Genomic DNA, 16,312 nt, shown 5'->3' with positions numbered 1-16,312 from the left:
TGACAGCAGCGACCGGCTACCGCTGTGCGAGCGCCTCGAATTCGACGACCGCCGCACCGACTGCATCCGCGAACGCCCTGTCATGCGTGGACATGAAGACGACGGACGTCTCGCGCCGCGCGGCCAGCAGGGCGACGAGCACGGCGCGCGCGTCCGCATCGAGCCCGTTCGAGGGTTCGTCGAGCAGCAGCACGGCGGGGTCGCCGATCCAGGCCGCCGCCAGCATCAGCTTCTTCTGCGTCCCCAGCGACATGGCGCCGCAGCGCGTGTCGAGATGGCGCGCAAGGCCGAAGCGCCCGACGATGTCCATGACGTCGTCCGGGACGGCGCAGCGCTTGGCCCAGGCCACGAACGCGAGCAGCTCGCGGCCCGTCACGAACGGGTACACGGGACACTCGTCCGGCGCGTACGAGAGCCGCGCCTTCGCGGCGGCGGGCTGCGCGAGCAGCGACTGCCCGTCGATGACGATGTCGCCGCCATCCGCCTCGTCGACGCCGGCCAGCACCCGCAGCAAGGTCGACTTGCCGATGCCGTTCGGCCCGCGCAGCGCATACGCGCCGGGCGCGAAGCGGCCCGTCCGTTCGTGCAGCACGGTCCGGGATCCATACGATTTGCACACGTTTTCGAAGCGCAGCAAGGTGGTCTCCTAAAGCAGGCAGGCGATGGTCGCCGCCGTCCAGCAGCCCGCCACGACGGTGGCGAGGACGACGGCGTGCCGCTCGCTGATCAATTGTGGCGCGCGCAGTGCGCACAGCAGGACCGCGTTCGAGGCCAGCGCGACGAGCACTTGCGCGGGCGCCGCGGCGCCGATGGCCCATGCGAACGCCGTCAGCGCGCCGAGGAACGGCAGGGCCGCCGCGAGCACGGCCGCGAGGTCGAACGGGCGCCACCAGTTTTTCGCTACCGGTAACGCACCCGCAAAGCCCATGCTGCCGCAGTGCGCCTGATGGAGCCCGCGAAACAGGCCGCTGAATGCGAGGGCGCAGCACGCCTCGGCCAGCAACAAGGTCGGAAAGCTGCGCGCATCGTGGTCGAACAACGTCACGAGGCCGATGGCCGCCGCCACGATGGCCGCGGCGGTCAAGCCCTTGGCGACCAGGTCGCCGCGCCGCTCGCGCAGCAGCACGGCGAGCGATATCTGCAGCGCCGCGCCATGCCGTCCGCCCAGCGCCGGCGGGCGTGCGCGGCGCGTGTGCGGCGATCGTGCGCGCCGCTGCGCGCGTGGACGTGGTGGGAGGACCAGCGCGCCGGCCGCCGCCGTGCCGACGACGACGCTGGCCGCCAGGGCGAGCGCGGTGCCGAACGCGGCGCCGGCCAGCAGCGCGCCCATCGCCACGCCTGCCCATGCGCCGAAACGCCGTTCCAGCACGGCCCGTTGGGTGACGAGGGCCAGCAGCACGACGTCGCACAGCAGCATGGCATGCGCGGCGGGCGCGCCGCGGCCTGCCGCGAGTCCGAACGCGCTGGCCGCAACCACCAACAACGGCGAGTCGGCCAGCAGCAGCACGGCCAGGTCGACGCGGCGCCGCTCGCGCGGTGTAAACGGCAGCGACGCTGCGAACGCCATGAACGGCCCCCCCGCGATCTGGTCGCGCTGCATGGCAGCCCATGCGGCCGCCAGCGCCTGCAGGCCAAGCAGGTAGCCGATGCGCCACGGCGCGCCATGGCCGGGCGTGAGCAACGTGAGCAGCGGACGGGCGAGCGTGTCGAGGTTGCCGAATGCGGACGCGTTGGCCGACGCCAGCACGCCGGCGGCGAGCGTGACGGCCTGCCAGCGGCGCAGCAGCAGGCGCGCAGTGCTGACGGCATACCAGCGCAGGCGCAGGCGAAGCAGGGGTGAGCGGATGGCGGTCTCCTGGGATCGGGTGGCCGGATTATCGGCGACTTTTGTCACTTCAGCAAGACATTGCCCGGTGCGTCCGCGGTCGTATATCCTTGCGGGCATCGACATCAAGGACCGCCCATGAAGATCATCATCGCCCCCGATTCGTTCAAGGAAAGCCTCACGGCGCTGCAGGTCGCCGACGCCATCGCGGCCGGCATGCGCGAGGTCTGGCCGGACGCCACGTACGTCAAGGTGCCCGTGGCCGACGGCGGGGAAGGCACGGTGCAGGCGATGATCGATGCGCTAGGCGGCCGGCGCGTGGACGTACGCGCGACGGGGCCGCTGGGCCAGGTCGTGGACGCATTCTACGGCGACGCGGGCGGTGTGGCCGTGATCGAGATGGCGGCCGCCAGCGGCCTCGAAGGCGTGCCGCCCGACCTGCGCGATCCGCGCACGGCCACGAGCCGCGGCACGGGAGAACTCATCCGCGCGGCGCTGGACGCCGGCGCCAGGCGGGTCGTGCTGGGCGTGGGCGGCAGCGCGACGAACGACGGCGGCGCCGGCATGCTGCAGGCGCTGGGTGTGCGCCTGCTCGACGCGGACGGCCGCGATCTCGGCCCCGGCGGCGCGGAACTGGCGCGCCTGGACCGCATCGATGCATCGGGGCTCGACGTGCGCGTGCGCGAGACCGAATTCCACATCGCCTGCGACGTCGACAATCCTCTCGTCGGCCCGCGCGGCGCGTCCGCCGTGTTCGGCCCGCAGAAGGGCGCGACGCCGGACATGGTGCAAGAGCTGGATGCCGCGCTCGCGCACTTCGCCGACGTCATCCGGCGCGATCTCGGCCAGGACGTCGCGCACCTGCCGGGCGCGGGCGCGGGCGGGGGCATCGCGGCGGCGATGGTCGTGTTCTTGCAAGGGCGGCTGCGGCCCGGCATCGAGATCGTGACGGAGGCCGTCGGCCTCGATGCCCAGGTGCGCGACGCCGACCTCGTGGTGACGGGCGAAGGCCGCATCGACGGCCAGACCGTGAACGGCAAGACGCCGATGGGCGTGGCAAAGGTCGCGCGCCGCCACGGCAAGCCCGTCGTCGCGATCGGCGGCAGTCTCGCGCGCGACGCCGACGCCGTGTACACGGAGGGCATCGAGGTGGTCGTCGCGGCCGTCGCGCGTCCGTGTTCCGTGGCGGAGGCACTCGGCGCGGCCGACGAGAACCTGCGCCGCGCGGCGCGCAATCTCGCGGCGGCGCTGGCATTGGGGGCTCGCCTGCGGCAATGAGTGGAGCGGGCTATGATGGCGGTTGCACAACGCCCGACAGGAGCCCCGTTTTGGCCGACATCCTTCCCGACGACGAGTCGTACTGGTCCACCATCCGCGCGCAGTACTCGCCGTCGCGCGAGTTCATCAACCTGGAGAACGGCTACTTCGGCATGCCGGCCGACCCCGTGCGGGCCGCGCTGCGGCGCTACCAGGACGAGGTCGACCGCGACAACGCGTTCTTCCTGCGCACGCGCTGGAGCGCGCGGCTCGCGCGCGTGAAGGCGTTGCTGGCCGGGTTCACGGGCGTGGCGCCCGATGAATTGCTGATTACGCGCAGCGCGGTCGAATCGTTGAACGTCCTCTTGCAGGGCTATCCGTTCGAAGCGGGCGACGCCATCCTGATGGCGCAGCACGACTATGACGTCAGCCACGACGTCGTCCGGATGACGGCCGCGCGCAAGGGCCTGGAGGTGGTGGAGCTCGACGTGCCGTACGACCTGGAAGACGACGACGCCGTCGTGGCGTTGTACGCCGACGCGATCACGCCGCGCACGCGCGTGCTGCTGATCACGCACGTCGTGCACCGCACGGGCCGCATCATGCCCGTCGCGCGGCTGGCCGCGCTGGCGCGCGAACGCGGCATCGATGCGATCGTGGACGGTGCCCACGCGCTCGCCCAGCTGGAGTACACCCTGCCGCAGCTGGGTGCACCGTTCGCCGCGTTCAACCTGCACAAATGGGTCGGCGCGCCGCTCGGCACGGGTTTGCTGTACATCGCGCGCGAGCGCATCGGCGACATCGCGCCGCTGTACGGCGACGTGTCGTTCGCGAGCACGAACATCGACAAGCTGGGGCAGGTGGGCACCGTGCCGCCGGCGCCCATCATGGCCATCGAGGATGCGCTCGCGTTCCACGCCGCGATCGGCGGCAAGGCCAAGGAAGCGCGCCTGCGCTGGCTCGCGCGGCGCTGGATGGACCAGGTGCGCGACGTGCCGGGCGTCCGTGTCTACACGCCGCGCGCCCCGCGCCAGCACTGCGGACTGGGCGCGTTCGGCATTGCCGGCATGCCGGCCGCGGACGTCGTGCACCGTCTGATGGACGAGCACCGAATCTTCACTGTCACGCGGCGGCTCGGCGACCTCGAGATCGTGCGCGTCACGCCGCACCTGTACAACGGGCCCGAAGACCTCGACGCGCTCGCGGCCGCGATCCGTCAGTGGGCGCCGCCCAGGTAGGCCGCGACGACTTTCGGATCGTGCTTGAGGCTCGCGGCCGGTCCGTGCACGGCGATGCTGCCGTTTTCCAGCACGTAGCCGTAGTCCGCCACGTTCAGCGCGGCCTGCGCGAACTGCTCGACGAGCAGCATCGTGACGCCTTCCGCCTTCAGCCGCGCGATGATGCGGAAGACCTCGTCGACGAGGATCGGGGCTAAGCCCATCGACGGCTCGTCCAGCAGCACCACGTCGGGATTGAGCATGACGGCGCGTGCCATCGCCAGCATCTGCTGCTCGCCGCCGGACAGGGTGCCGGCCAGCTGCAGCCGGCGTTCCTTCAGCCGGGGGAACAGTTCCAGTGCGCGCTCGAGGTCGTGCGCCACGTCGCCCTTCGGCCGCGCGCGGGTGAAACGGGGAAAGGCGCCCAGCAGCAGGTTGTCCGTGACGGACATCGTCGCGAACACGCGCCGGCCTTCCGGCGAATGGGCGAGGCCGGCGCGCGCGATGCGGTGCGAATCGAGGCCCGTGATGTCGCGGCCCGCGAGCGTGACGGTGCCGCCCCGCGGCTTGATCATGCCGGAGATGGCGCGCATCGTGGTCGTCTTGCCCGCGCCGTTCGAGCCGATCAGGGTGACGAGCTTGCCCTTCGGGACTTCCAGCGAAATCCCGTGAAGGACTTCGACCTTGCCGTAGGCCGCGTGCAGGTTGGCTATCGTGAGCATGGGGTCTCCTCAGACGGCGGCGGGCTCGCCGGCGCCGCCCAGGTAAGCTTCGATCACGCGCGGGTCGGACTGCACCTGCGCCGGTGTGCCTTCGGCGATCTTCTGGCCGAAGTCGAGCACCGTGACGGTATCCGAGATCGTCATCACGACGTCCATGTGGTGCTCGATGAGGACGATCGTGATGCCGTGGTCGCGGATCTTGCGGATGATGGCCATCAGCTCGCGGATGTCGGGCGCCGTGAGGCCCGCCGCCGGTTCGTCCAGCAGCAACAGGCGCGGATCGAGCGCCAGCGCGCGGCCGATTTCCAGCAGGCGCTGTTTGCCGTACGGGAGGTTGCGCGCTTCCTCGTCCGCCAGGTCGGCCAGGCCCACGAAGCGCAGGATCGCGCCCGCGCGCGCCCGCGCGGCCAGTTCCTCGCGGTGGCGGCGCGGCGTGTGCAGCACCGCGTCGACCACGTTCGACCGGAAGCTGTGGTGCAGGCCGACGAGGATGTTTTCCGTCGCCGTCATCTCGCCGAACAGCTGCACGTTCTGGAACGTGCGCGCGATGCCGCCCAGCGCGATCTGGGCCGGCGTGCGGCCCGTGATGCCGGTGCCGGCGAACACCACGCTGCCCGCCGTCGGCGTGTAAATTCCGGTGAGGACGTTCATCATCGTGCTCTTGCCGGACCCGTTCGGGCCGATCAGGCCGTGCACGGTGCCGCGTGCCACGGCCAGGTCGACCTGGTTCAGCGCTTTCAGGCCGCCGAACTGCATCAGCACCTGTTCGACGCGCAGCAGCTCCCCGCCCGGATCCTTCGGCGTGCCGACGCCCGCGAACGGGTCGGCGCCGCTGTCCGCGACCGCGTGCGCGTGCACGCGGCCCCGTCCCAGCAGGCCGCGCAGGAAGCCGACGATGCCTTCCTGCAGGTAGTAGACGACGAACAGTGTCATGAGGCCGAAGATCGTCAGGCGCCAGTCGACCATGCTTTGCAGCTTGTAGGAGACGGCGGCCAGCGCCAGCGTTGCAAGCACGGGAATGGCCGTACGGCGCAACGTCGTGCGCCCGCGCGCGAGCAGCAAGCCTGCACCGGCCACGGCGAGGATCGCGGCGCCGACGGCGATGCGTCGGAACAGGTCGATGTCGGACAGGAGGCTCGGCAGCATCACGACGATGACGGCGCCGAGCAGGGCGCCAGTGCGCGTCTTGCGTCCGCCCATGATCACGGCGAGCAGGAATAAAATCGTCAGCTCGAAGTTGTACGTGTTCGGCGAGATGTACTGCTCCGAATAGGCATACAGGCTGCCTGCCAGGCCCGCGAAGCCGGCGCTGATGACGAACGCGTAGACCTTGTAGCGGTACACGGAGACACCCATGCAGTCCGATGCGATGGGGCTGTCGCGCAACGCCTCGAACGCACGCCCGATATGCGATTTCAGCAGGCGGTGCACGAGCAGCAGCGATACCACCATCAGCGCGGCGACGGCGTAGTAGTACTCGACTTCCGTCAGCTCATGCCCGGCCACGGTGGGCTTCGTCAGCATGATGCCCATCGGGCCCTCGGTGAGGAAGGTCATCTCGTTGATCAGGATTTGCACGATGGTGCCGAAGGCCAGCGTCACCATCGCGAGATAAGGGCCCGTCACGCGCAGCGCGGGCAGCGCGAGGATGGCGCCGAACAGCGCGGCGCCCGCGACGCTGGCGGGCAAGGTGAGCCACCATGCCGCGCCGAGCTTCATCACGAGCACGCCCGTCACGTAGGAGCCCACGCCGAACAGACCGGCATGGCCCAGCGACACCTGGCCCGTGTAGCCGACGACGATGTCGAGGCCGAACAGCAGGATCGCGTAGATCAGGATCGTCTCGACGAGGTGGATGTAGTACGGGTTGGCGACGAGCACGGGGAATGCCGCCAGCAGCGCGATCCCGGCGATGGCGCCGGACCAGGTCAGCTTGTTCATCGTCACACCTTCTTGATGGCGGCTTTGCCGAACAGGCCCGATGGCTTCACGGCCAGCACGAGCAGCAGCAGAACGAGCCCCGGCACTTCCTTGTAGCCGGTCGACAGATAAAAGCCCGTCGCCGTCTCCGCGATGCCTAGGATGATGCCACCCACGATGGCGCCCATGCCCGACGTGAGGCCGCCGATGATGGCGACGGCGAACGCCTTCAGGCCCAGCGACGCGCCCATCGTGGCGCTCGTGAGCGTCAGCGGCGCGATCAACGCGCCCGCGAAGGCGGCTGTCGCGGACGACAGCGCGTACGAGAATGTGATGACCATCCCGGTATTGATGCCCATGAGGCCCGCCGCGTCGCGGTCGTTCGCCGTGGCGACGACGGCTTTGCCGTAGATCGATTTGCGGTTGAAGATCTCGACGGCGAACATGATGGCGAGCGCCCCGATGATCACGGCGACCTGCATCGGCTGCACGTTCGCGCCCAGGACGGTGAACGGTTCGGACGACAGCGGCGAGGGGAAGGGCAGCACGTCCTTGCCCCAGATGTTCTCGGCCACGTTCTTGAAGATGATGGCGAGGGCGATCGTCGACATGATCCACCCGAATTCCGACTTGATGCGGATCGCGGGCCGCACGGCAATCCACTCGACGAAGATGCCTTGCAGCGCGCCGAACACGACGACCACGGGAATCATCAGCCAGTAGCCGAGGTAAGGGCCGCCGTGGATGGTGCCGACGAGCGACAACCCGACGAGCGCGCCCAGCATCAGCGCCTCGCCCTGGCCGAAGTTCAGGGTGCCGGACGTGGCGAACGTGAGCTGGTAGCCGAATGCGATCACGGCGTAGATCATGCCGAGCGCGATGCCGGACACGACGAGCTGCAGGAGGATTTCCATGATGTCACCCCAAGGCGGCCGCGCGCACCGCCCGGGCAGGCGCGCGGCTTCGTGCAATGCTGCACAACACCGGCGGCATCCGGCCGCCGGCCGGTCGGCTTACTTGGCCAGCACGACGTGGCCGTCGCGCACTTCGCCGAACTTCGTGTTCTCGAAGTTGATGGCTTCGTGGTCCGTATGCGTGTACGGCTTGTTGTACGTGGCGACGACGCCTTCGACCGGCGCCTTGAGGTTCTCCAGCGCGGCGGCGATCTTCGGACCTTCCGTGCTGCCGGCTTGCTGGATGGCGGCGGCCAGCAGGTACACGGAATCGTAACCCTGCGCGGCCGACACGGCAGACGGCATGCGGCCGCCCGGCGGGTTGTACGCCTTCACGTAGGCGTCGATGAACGCTTTGCGCTTCGGCGTGTCGGGGTTCTGGATGAACGTCTGCGGCATGCGCGTGCCGTCGCCGTTCTTGCCCGCGTTGTCGATGAAGTTCGCCATCGCCAAGGTCCAGCTGCCGACGATGGGCACTTTCCAGCCCAGCTTCTGCATGCCGTTGGCGATCTGCGCGAGTTCGGGACCGATGCCGTAGGTGAGCACGACGTCGGCGCCGGCCTGCTTGGCGCGCAGCAGTTGCGCCGTCATGTCGACGTCGCCGATGTTGTACTTCTCGACGGCGACGGGTTTCACGCCCTTCTTGTCGAGCACCTTCTCGAGGTCTTCGCGGCCCAGCTGGCCGTAGTTCGTGGAGTCGGCGAGAATCGCCGGCTTCTTGAAGCCGCGGCGGCCAATGGCTTCCTCGACGATCATCGCGGACTGGATCGTGTCGTTCGCGGAGTTGCGGAAGATGTAGTTCTCCGGCTGGTTGGCGAACTGCTTCGTGACGATGGAACCCGTTGCCACGTTGTTCATGACGGGGATCTTCGCCTGCTGGTAGAAGCGTTGCGAGGCGAGGGCGACACCGGTGTTGATGTAGCCGACGGTGGCGACGACGTGTTCCTTGTTGATGAGCTCCTGCGCGACCTGGACGCCGCGCTCGTTCTTGGCTTCGTCGTCGCGTTCGACGAGTTCGATCTTGCGGCCCAGCACGCCGCCCTTGGCATTGATTTCATTGACGGCCAGCCGCACGCCGTCGCGCATCGACACGCCCATCGGCGCCGAGCCGCCCGTGAACGGGCCCGACACACCGATCTTGATCGGCTCCGCCGCCATGCCGGACATCGACCATCCCAGAACTACCCCTGCAACCAATGCCTTTACCTTGAAATTCATTGCCGTCTCCGTAGTCATCATGTTGTCGTTTTACGCTGGGTCGCCGAGACCGGCGCCGGGCCCATCGAGGCCGATTGTAGAATGGCAATCAGACAACAGCAAACGATTGATGTGACGCGATGCAACATGCGTCATTCATGCAAATACGTAAGGAAAGCGTCAGCGACAGCGGGTAGGGATGAAAAAAAGGCCGCGCCGAAGCGCAGCCCTGGTCGACGAAGCTGAAGCAGCGTCAGCGGTGGCCGCGCCAGCCGCCCCGGTGGCCCCAGCCGCGGTGGCCGCCGCTCCAGTGGTTCCAGCTGAATCCGAGGCCGATGGTCACGGGCGGATACCAGAACGGATCGGCATACACGGGCGCATACGGCGCGTACACGGGCGCATACGGCGCGTATACGGGGACCGGCGCGTAGACGGGCGCGGGCGCCGGCACGTACACCGGCTGCGTCACGACCGTCGTCGGGGCTGGGGAATAGGTCACGCGGCCGGCGTCGCCCGAGGCGCGGGCGGCGGCACTCGTGCCTGGCGCGACCGGGGTCACGGATACGACTTGCCAGCCGTTCGGATCGGGCTGCAAATAGGCGCGCGTGCCGTAGTTGGCCGGCGCCGGGTAATACGTGGCGCAGCCGCTGAGGGCTGCTGCGAGCGTAGCGACAATGGCGAGCGATTTCATGGCGGTTCTCCTCACCTGCCAACTATACGGATTCCGGCGTCGCGCGTATCGGAATTTACAGGCTGTTACACCCGCTTGCTTCGCGGCACACTCCGCTGCGGGCCGGCAGGCCGGGGCCGTTGGTGATATCGTTGCATGTTTGCCCCTGCAGCCGCTCTCCGATGTCCTCTTCCACGCAATCCCGCGCCCGCCCGGTCGGCCTGTCGGCGTATGTCCCGTACGCCGCCCTCCTGATGTCGCTCGTCTCGCTGACGACGGGCGCATCGCTCGCCAAGCACCTGTTCCCCGCCGTCGGCGCGGCCGGTGCCACCGCGATGCGGCTGACGTTCGCCGCCGTGATCCTCGCCGTCGTGTTCCGCCCGTGGCGCACCGGACTGCGCGGCGATGGACGCGCGCTGCTGCAGTACGGCCTGTCGCTGGGCGCCATGAACCTCAGCTTTTATACGGCGCTTGCCTACGTGCCGCTGGGCGTCGCCATTGCCGTCGAGTTCACGGGGCCGCTCGTCGTCGCGGTGGCGACGTCGCGCCGGCGCCTCGATTTCGTGTGGATCGGCGTCGCATGCGCGGGCCTCGCGCTGCTGCTGCCGCTGCGGGGCGGCGCGGCGGACGTCGACTGGCGCGGCATCGCGTTCGCCCTCGTGGCGGGCGCCTGCTGGGCCGTGTACATCCTCGCGGGCAAGCGCGCGAGCGCCGCGTACGGTCCGGCCGCGTCGAGCTGGGGCACGGTGATCGGCGCGCTGATCGCGGCGCCGGTCGGCATCGCGAACGCGGGCGCCGCGCTGCTGGCGCCGTCCGTCCTGCTGTTCGGCGTGGCCGTCGCCGTGCTGTCCAGCGCGATCCCGTATTCGCTCGAGATGGTGGCGCTGCGCCGCCTGCCCGCGAACACGTTCAGCACCTTGCTCAGCGCGGAGCCCGCGATCGGCGCCGTGATGGGCCTCGTGCTGCTGGGCGAACGTCTCGACGTCACGCAATGGCTCGCGATCGCCCTGATCGTCGCGTCGTCGATCGGCGCGGCGACGAGCGCCACCCTGGCGGCGCGGCGGCGTCCGGCGGATGCAGCGCCGCCCGCGCCGCTGTAGCAAGCGGCCCGGCAGCGATCGCGCGGCCGGGGTACAGTAACGCTTTTATTGCAACGAAAACGAAGGGAAGATCATGCAACGACGACAATTGGGCCCGGACGGCTTGAGCGTGCCGGAAATCGGCCTGGGATGCTGGCAGCTGGGCGGTGGCTGGGGCAACGACTGGAACGACGACGTCGCGCAGCAGACCTTGCAGACGGCGGTCGACGCGGGCGTGCGCTTCATCGACACGGCCGACGTGTACGGCGACGGCGCCAGCGAGCGCTCGATCGGCCGCTTCCTCGCCGGTGGCCGGCATGCCGACGTCGTCGTCGCGACGAAGCTGGGCCGCGCGGGCATCTACCCGGACGGCTACACGCGCGCGTCGCTGCGCGAAGCGACGCAGCGTTCGCTGGAGCGCCTGCAGGCCGATGCGCTCGACCTCACGCAACTGCATTGCGTGCCGACCGATGTGCTGCGCCAGGGCCACGTGTTCGACTGGTTGCGCGAGCTGCAGCAGGAAGGCCTCGTCAAGCGCTGGGGCGCGAGCGTGGAGTCCGTCGAGGAAGGCTTGATCTGCCTGCAGCAGGACGGCCTGGCCTCGCTGCAAGTGATCTTCAACGTGTTCCGCCAGAAGCCGGCCGAGGAATTGTTCCCGCGCGCGGCGGATCAGAAGGTCGGCATCATCGTGCGGCTGCCGCTCGCGAGCGGCCTGCTGGGCGGCAAGATCACGCGGGCGACGACGTTCCGCGACGACGACCATCGCCATTTCAACCGCGACGGCGCCATGTTCAACGTGGGAGAAACGTTTGCGGGACTGGAGCTGGAGCGCGGCGTCGACGCGGCCGAGCAGGTGGCGCGCCTCGCGCCGGCGGGGATGACGATGGCGCAGATGGCGCTGCGCTGGATCCTCGACCACCCGCAGGTGTCGGTCGTGATCCCGGGCGCGAGCCGCCCGGATCAGGTGACGGCGAACGTGAGCGCGGCGGACGTCGCGCCGCTGCCGGCCGCGCTGCACGAGCAGCTGGCCGGCGTCTACCGCGCCCACGTGCGCGACTTCATCCGCGGGCCGTACTGACCCGCACCGGTCCCGCGCGCGCGCGACCGGCTGACTCACGCGCCGTTACAGAGCGACGTCCACGCGGGCATACCACGAGCGGCCGTTGATGCCGAACGGGCAGGTCTCCCAGCAGTACGTGAAGCCCAGCTGCGGGAACGGCGCGGCCTTGACCGGGTCCCACTTCGTCGGGAACGTGTTGAAGATGTTGTTGGAACCGACGGTGATGCTGGTCGACTTGTTGAAGTTGTAGCGCGCGGTGGCGTCCACGATCCACTTCGCGTCCCAGGTCTGGACGAACGGGGCGGTGAAGCCCTGGCCCTGCACGGCGCCGTAGTAGTTGGCGCGCACGTTGCCGTTCCACTGGCCGTGCGTGTAGTCGGCGGCGAGCACGTGGTGCTGGCGCGGCTGGCCGCGTTCGATCAGCGTGACCTGCGAATCGTCGAACAGCTGGGCGCCCGTCAGCACGGGCGAATCGGAGTGGCGGCCCGAGACCGTCGTGCGGTTGAAGTCGAGTTGCCCGGACAGCACGAGCGTGTTACCCGGCCAGCGCGTCGTGTGCTCGGCGACGATGTCGAGACCCTTCGTCTGCGTGTCGATCGCGTTCGTGAAGAACTGCGCCTGGCCCACTTTCAGCGGATCGAGGATCGCCTTGATCGGGCACGCGGCCGCCGTCGCGCATGCGCCCGATTCCGGCGCGATGTTCGACGAGAACACGATGCGGTTGTCGATGTCGATGCGCCACAGGTCGGCCGTCAGCGAGAAGTTCGAGGCAGGGCGCAGCACGACGCCGACGCTGGCGTTCTTCGACGTTTCCTGCTTCAGGTTCGGGATGCCGAATGCCTTCGTGACGGCGCTGCCTTCGCGTGCCGTCAGGGTCTCCGTCAGCACGCCGGCCGCGTTCAGGTTCGTCGACACGGAGCTGTAGAACTTCTGCTGCACGCTCGGTGCGCGGAAGCCCGTCGACAACGTGCCGCGGAAGCCCACCTGGCGGCTCGGGTCGTAACGCAGCGACAGCTTGCCCGTCGTCGTGCTGCCGAAGTCCGAGTATTTTTCCCAGCGCGCTGCGGCGCCGATCAGCAGTTGCGGCGTGATGTTGTGCTCGACGTCGGCGTACAGCGCGATGTTGTGGCGCGCGTCGTCGACGGCCGTGCCGGGCGTATAGCCGGGGAAACCTTGCGTGCCCGATGCGGCCGCGCCGCCTGTCTGGTTCGTGATCACGACGGCCGGGTTGTTCGTGCGGCCGTACTGGTACGACACGGGGTCGCCCGCGTCGATCGCATAGCCGTCGCGGCGCCATTCGAAGCCGGTGGCGAAGTTGACCTTGTTGCCGGCGATGTCGATCGGGCCGCGCAGGTCCGCGTTGAACGTCGTCTGCTTGAATTTCAGCTTGCCGGTATCGGCTTCCAGGGGCGATTCGGCGTAGATGCCGCCGCCCGGCTTCGGCTCGTACCAGTAGCTGACGTTGATCGTGTTCTTCTCGTGGAAATCGAGCTCGCTGCGGCCGTGGTTGACGGAGAAGTCGACCTTCCAGTCGTTCGCGAGGTCGCGGCGGTAGCCGACGGCCAGCGACGCATCCTTGACGGTGGTGCGGATGTTCGGCAGGAAGCCGTTCGGGTACACGGCCGGCACGTTGCGGCCGTCGCCGGTGGAGCGGAAGAAGCCGGCCGAATCGCCCGTGCGGTGCGACACGCCGCCGAATACGTAGACTTCGCCGTCGCTGGCGACGGGGATCGCCGAGTTCCACCAGAAATACTGGTCCTTCGCGAGGCTGTCGCCGATGCGCTGGGTGACGCGCGGCGGATTCACGCGCAGCGTGTCCTCGCCCGCGCGGTTCGTCTCGCCGCGGTAGCGCGCTTCGGCCGTCAGGTTGATGTAGCCGCCGTCCCCGATCGTCCAGCCCTTGTTGACGCTGCCCTGGCGCAGCTCGCCGCCGCCTTCCGTCGTACCGCCGACGGTGCCGGACAGCTGCGTCTCGTTGGTCTGGGTCTTCAGCACGATGTTGATCACGCCCGCGATCGCGTCGGAGCCGTATTGCGCGGCCGCGCCATCGCGCAGCACTTCGATGCGCTGGATCGCCGACATCGGGATCGCGTTGATGTCCGTGCCGGCCGAGCCGCGGCCGATGGTCTGCTGCACGTTGACGAGCGCCTGCTGGTGGCGGCGCTTGCCGTTCACGAGCACGAGCAGTTGGTCCGGGCCGAGCGAGCGCAGGGTGGCGGGGCGGATGATGTCCGTGCCGTCGCTGATGAACGTCGTCGAGAAGTTGAAGGACGGGTCGAGCGTCTGCAGCAGCTTGCCCAGTTCCACCGGACCGGCCATTGCCATGTCCTTGGCGCCGATCAGGCCGACGGGCGCTGCCGAATCCAGTGCCGTGCGCGCGGTCGAGCGCGAGCCGAGCACGACGACGGACGCCATCCCGCCATCCTTGTCGGACTGCGCGGGCGCGGCGGCGGGTGCAGTGATGGTCGGAGCGGCGGAAGCGGGATCGGTCGTTGTGTCCTGGGACCAGGCGGGGGCGAAAGCAAGGAACAGCGAGGAAGCGAGCAGGGTACGGGTGAAGACGGGTACGGCGCGGTGTTGAGTCATCCTGAATCTCTCGTCGATGGTTGTTGTTGTGCGAACCAGGCTGCACCGATTTGGTGCCGGCAAGGCGTGGGCCAGTGTAACGAGCGCCCAACGGTATTCACAATCGTCACCTGTCTATACTGTTGTTAAATGGATGCATACAAAGCAATCTTGCTTGCTGGTCTAGACGAAATGCGGCTATTCTGGGGAAGATGCGAGCATTATCGGCCTCTGAAATGCGATGAGGGAGCATGAGGATTCCCGATATGCATATACGCGGAATGTCACATTCTTGCCTTTGTCTCAGGGTGGGAGTAGCGGATGAAGCAGGACGACATCAACGAGCTGGAATGGCGCAACCCGGCGAACTAAACGTGGCGCGGGCCGCTGGGCCTGTATGCCAGCAAGCGGGACACGCGCTTGGTCGTGCCGAAAGCGACGCCCATGATGGGCTGGACGCTCAATCTCGCGCATCCGGGTTAGGGCTATGTGATGGTGGCGATTGCCGTGTCGCCGCTTGCCCTCGTGCTGATCCGGCGCCTTGTTTCGTGAGGACAGGCGCGGTGCGCTAATGAAGTTCGCCACACCAATAAAGTCTGCCATAAGAAGCAGGAGCTGTTCCCCGCACCTTGTCCGGTCAGCAACAAACTCGTACACTGAGCCATACCAGCCCTTCGCTGTCGGCAAGAGTGGACGGTCTCATGAAACGACGCAGAGATCCCGGTAGATGAACGACGAATTCTTGGCGAAGACTGCCTCGTTTGAAGAGGATCATGCGGCGGTGATTTTCGCATTCTCTTCGAGTGAGGACGGGGCAGCGAACTACGTAATGCTTCAGTACCCGTTACAAACGGACGAGCAAGATAGGCGCCTGCGCTTGGACGGTCTCTACATCGAGCTGGATGACCAAGCGTTTGGCTGCTATCACGGTGTGGCTTCCATCAGACGAATCGGTGATCGCATCGAAATCGACCTGACGCCGGAAGGCAAACGATCGTTGCATGTGGAGCGGCTGGTCATCGTGCCAGTTCATTGGAGCTCGACAATCGACCAAGGACTAGCACGCCTTGCCGAATTGTCTCGAGGCGAATATGGCGTTCAACTGCGGTAACGATATCGAAGTGTGCTTCGGCAGTTACTCTTCCCCAAGTTGAAACTGGCATCCTGAGTCGAACGGTTGAATCCGCCGGCAAAAGCGGCCATATGAATGCTTGCGTGAAGGAGCGACGATGGAGTTGCTTGACGACGCTCGAAGTGCTTGTGGATGGATAGGACTTGAGCCAGTCGCGCTTATTGATGACAACGACTTCGGCAACCTGATTCTGAAAGACGTACACGGGCAATACTGGCGTCTCTGTCCAGAAGACCTTTACTGCGAAGTCGTGGCAAGCAGCCGAGAAGAACTGGATCGATTGTCAAAAGACCAGGAGTTCCTGAGGGATTGGCACATGCGGGGTTTAGTAGATCAGGCTTTCAAGCGGCTTTGTTGCACAAATCCGTCCCTGCGGCGGCCAAGCTGGGCCACGGGTAAACTGACGGGATGAGTGCACCAGCCAAACCGAAATACCGAACGACCAACTGGAAGGAATACAACGAAGCGTTGAGAGCGCGCGGCTCGCTGCTGGTTTGGCTGGACAAGGACATGTGCTGGCACGGCGGCGCCAGCGGCAAACGGGGCCGCAGCCCGAAGTACAGCGAAGCGGCGATTCAGTTCTGCCTGACGATGAAAAGCCTGTTCAATCTGCCGCTGCGGCAAGCGATGGGCATGACGCAAAGCCTGCTCAGATTGGCAGGTCTGGACTGGCAGGTTCCCGACTTCAGCACCGTCAGCCGGCGCCAGAAGCATC

At 67.6% G+C, this 16,312-nt stretch carries 16 protein-coding genes; 8 read left to right on the top strand and 8 right to left on the bottom strand.

Annotated elements, in window-relative coordinates; genetic code table 11:
• Positions 1 to 16: 16 nt before the first annotated feature.
• Both HAV22_RS03045 and HAV22_RS03040 read right to left on the bottom strand, forming a co-directional pair.
• Complete coding sequence (locus HAV22_RS03045; protein ID WP_166856429.1) at positions 17 to 637, bottom strand: ABC transporter ATP-binding protein; 621 nt, start codon at positions 635 to 637, stop codon at positions 17 to 19.
• A gap of 9 nt (positions 638 to 646) precedes the next feature.
• Positions 647 to 1,894 carry a hypothetical protein gene (locus tag HAV22_RS03040; RefSeq protein ID WP_166856427.1) on the bottom strand — a complete coding sequence of 416 codons (1,248 nt, stop codon included), beginning with the start codon at positions 1,892 to 1,894 and terminating at the stop codon, positions 647 to 649.
• A 69-nt stretch (positions 1,895 to 1,963) separates the two neighbouring features.
• Between HAV22_RS03040 and HAV22_RS03035 the strand changes: the two genes are divergently transcribed.
• Together HAV22_RS03035 and HAV22_RS03030 are read left to right on the top strand one after the other, a co-directional pair.
• Positions 1,964 to 3,103: a glycerate kinase gene (locus tag HAV22_RS03035; protein ID WP_166856425.1), complete on the top strand. Its 1,140-nt coding sequence runs from the start codon at positions 1,964 to 1,966 to the stop codon at positions 3,101 to 3,103.
• Between the two features lie 50 nt (positions 3,104 to 3,153).
• Entirely contained in the window at positions 3,154 to 4,320 is a 1,167-nt protein-coding gene (locus HAV22_RS03030; RefSeq protein ID WP_166856423.1) for an aminotransferase class V-fold PLP-dependent enzyme, read from the top strand.
• Here HAV22_RS03030 and HAV22_RS03025 read toward each other — a convergent pair.
• The 5 genes from HAV22_RS03025 to HAV22_RS03005 form a co-directional block, all read right to left on the bottom strand.
• Positions 4,299 to 5,021, bottom strand: coding sequence for an ABC transporter ATP-binding protein (locus HAV22_RS03025; protein ID WP_166856421.1), 723 nt, complete (start codon positions 5,019 to 5,021; stop codon positions 4,299 to 4,301). The genes HAV22_RS03030 and HAV22_RS03025 overlap by 22 nt on opposite strands.
• Before the next feature lie 9 nt (positions 5,022 to 5,030).
• The gene (locus HAV22_RS03020) at positions 5,031 to 6,962 is read right to left on the bottom strand and encodes a branched-chain amino acid ABC transporter ATP-binding protein/permease (RefSeq protein WP_166856419.1); all 1,932 of its coding nucleotides are present in this window, start codon (positions 6,960 to 6,962) and stop codon (positions 5,031 to 5,033) included.
• A 2-nt stretch (positions 6,963 to 6,964) separates the two neighbouring features.
• On the bottom strand, positions 6,965 to 7,855 hold the full coding sequence (locus HAV22_RS03015; protein WP_166856417.1) for a branched-chain amino acid ABC transporter permease: 891 nt from the start codon (positions 7,853 to 7,855) through the stop codon (positions 6,965 to 6,967).
• A 99-nt stretch (positions 7,856 to 7,954) separates the two neighbouring features.
• Positions 7,955 to 9,112, bottom strand: coding sequence for an ABC transporter substrate-binding protein (locus tag HAV22_RS03010; RefSeq protein ID WP_166856415.1), 1,158 nt, complete (start codon positions 9,110 to 9,112; stop codon positions 7,955 to 7,957).
• A 232-nt stretch (positions 9,113 to 9,344) separates the two neighbouring features.
• On the bottom strand, positions 9,345 to 9,782 hold the full coding sequence (locus HAV22_RS03005; protein ID WP_166856413.1) for a DUF3300 domain-containing protein: 438 nt from the start codon (positions 9,780 to 9,782) through the stop codon (positions 9,345 to 9,347).
• A gap of 161 nt (positions 9,783 to 9,943) precedes the next feature.
• Between HAV22_RS03005 and HAV22_RS03000 the strand changes: the two genes are divergently transcribed.
• Both HAV22_RS03000 and HAV22_RS02995 read left to right on the top strand, forming a co-directional pair.
• Complete coding sequence (locus HAV22_RS03000) at positions 9,944 to 10,861, top strand: EamA family transporter (protein WP_166856411.1); 918 nt, start codon at positions 9,944 to 9,946, stop codon at positions 10,859 to 10,861.
• A 73-nt stretch (positions 10,862 to 10,934) separates the two neighbouring features.
• Complete coding sequence (locus HAV22_RS02995; RefSeq protein ID WP_166856409.1) at positions 10,935 to 11,918, top strand: aldo/keto reductase; 984 nt, start codon at positions 10,935 to 10,937, stop codon at positions 11,916 to 11,918.
• A gap of 45 nt (positions 11,919 to 11,963) precedes the next feature.
• On the opposite strand, the gene HAV22_RS02990 is transcribed toward HAV22_RS02995, so the two are convergent.
• Entirely contained in the window at positions 11,964 to 14,486 is a 2,523-nt protein-coding gene (locus HAV22_RS02990) for a TonB-dependent receptor plug domain-containing protein (RefSeq protein ID WP_166856408.1), read from the bottom strand.
• Positions 14,487 to 14,852: 366 nt separating this feature from the next.
• Here HAV22_RS02990 and HAV22_RS31760 point away from each other — a divergent pair, with 366 nt between their 5' ends.
• From HAV22_RS31760 to HAV22_RS02975, 4 genes are all read left to right on the top strand, one after another.
• Complete coding sequence (locus HAV22_RS31760) at positions 14,853 to 14,948, top strand: DUF5808 domain-containing protein (RefSeq protein ID WP_371869546.1); 96 nt, start codon at positions 14,853 to 14,855, stop codon at positions 14,946 to 14,948.
• Between the two features lie 244 nt (positions 14,949 to 15,192).
• Entirely contained in the window at positions 15,193 to 15,576 is a 384-nt protein-coding gene (locus tag HAV22_RS02985; RefSeq protein WP_166856406.1) for an Imm10 family immunity protein, read from the top strand.
• Between the two features lie 118 nt (positions 15,577 to 15,694).
• Positions 15,695 to 16,009, top strand: coding sequence for a DUF1851 domain-containing protein (locus tag HAV22_RS02980; RefSeq protein WP_166856404.1), 315 nt, complete (start codon positions 15,695 to 15,697; stop codon positions 16,007 to 16,009).
• Positions 16,006 to 16,312 (top strand): transposase (locus HAV22_RS02975; protein ID WP_208296038.1); only part of this gene is annotated, 307 nt, incomplete at its 3' end. The genes HAV22_RS02980 and HAV22_RS02975, both read left to right, overlap by 4 nt.

The organism is Telluria antibiotica (assembly GCF_011682055.1).
GTDB lineage: Bacteria > Pseudomonadota > Gammaproteobacteria > Burkholderiales > Burkholderiaceae_D > Telluria > Telluria antibiotica.
The sequence above is the reverse complement of the archived record's forward strand: the minus strand, read 5'-3'. Positions and strand labels throughout refer to the sequence as shown.

What these genes read in the sequence shown, in the direction of transcription:
- HAV22_RS03035 (WP_166856425.1), top strand. Translation starts at nt 1,964, where the DNA reads ATGAAGATCATCATCGCCCCCGATTCGTTCAAGGAAAGCCTCACGGCG.
- HAV22_RS03025 (WP_166856421.1), bottom strand. Translation starts at nt 5,021, where the DNA reads ATGCTCACGATAGCCAACCTGCACGCGGCCTACGGCAAGGTCGAAGTC.
- HAV22_RS03020 (WP_166856419.1), bottom strand. Translation starts at nt 6,962, where the DNA reads ATGAACAAGCTGACCTGGTCCGGCGCCATCGCCGGGATCGCGCTGCTG.
- HAV22_RS03015 (WP_166856417.1), bottom strand. Translation starts at nt 7,855, where the DNA reads ATGGAAATCCTCCTGCAGCTCGTCGTGTCCGGCATCGCGCTCGGCATG.
- HAV22_RS03010 (WP_166856415.1), bottom strand. Translation starts at nt 9,112, where the DNA reads ATGAATTTCAAGGTAAAGGCATTGGTTGCAGGGGTAGTTCTGGGATGG.
- HAV22_RS03005 (WP_166856413.1), bottom strand. Translation starts at nt 9,782, where the DNA reads ATGAAATCGCTCGCCATTGTCGCTACGCTCGCAGCAGCCCTCAGCGGC.
- HAV22_RS03000 (WP_166856411.1), top strand. Translation starts at nt 9,944, where the DNA reads ATGTCCTCTTCCACGCAATCCCGCGCCCGCCCGGTCGGCCTGTCGGCG.
- HAV22_RS02995 (WP_166856409.1), top strand. Translation starts at nt 10,935, where the DNA reads ATGCAACGACGACAATTGGGCCCGGACGGCTTGAGCGTGCCGGAAATC.
- HAV22_RS02990 (WP_166856408.1), bottom strand. Translation starts at nt 14,486, where the DNA reads ATGACTCAACACCGCGCCGTACCCGTCTTCACCCGTACCCTGCTCGCT.
- HAV22_RS02985 (WP_166856406.1), top strand. Translation starts at nt 15,193, where the DNA reads ATGAACGACGAATTCTTGGCGAAGACTGCCTCGTTTGAAGAGGATCAT.
- HAV22_RS02980 (WP_166856404.1), top strand. Translation starts at nt 15,695, where the DNA reads ATGGAGTTGCTTGACGACGCTCGAAGTGCTTGTGGATGGATAGGACTT.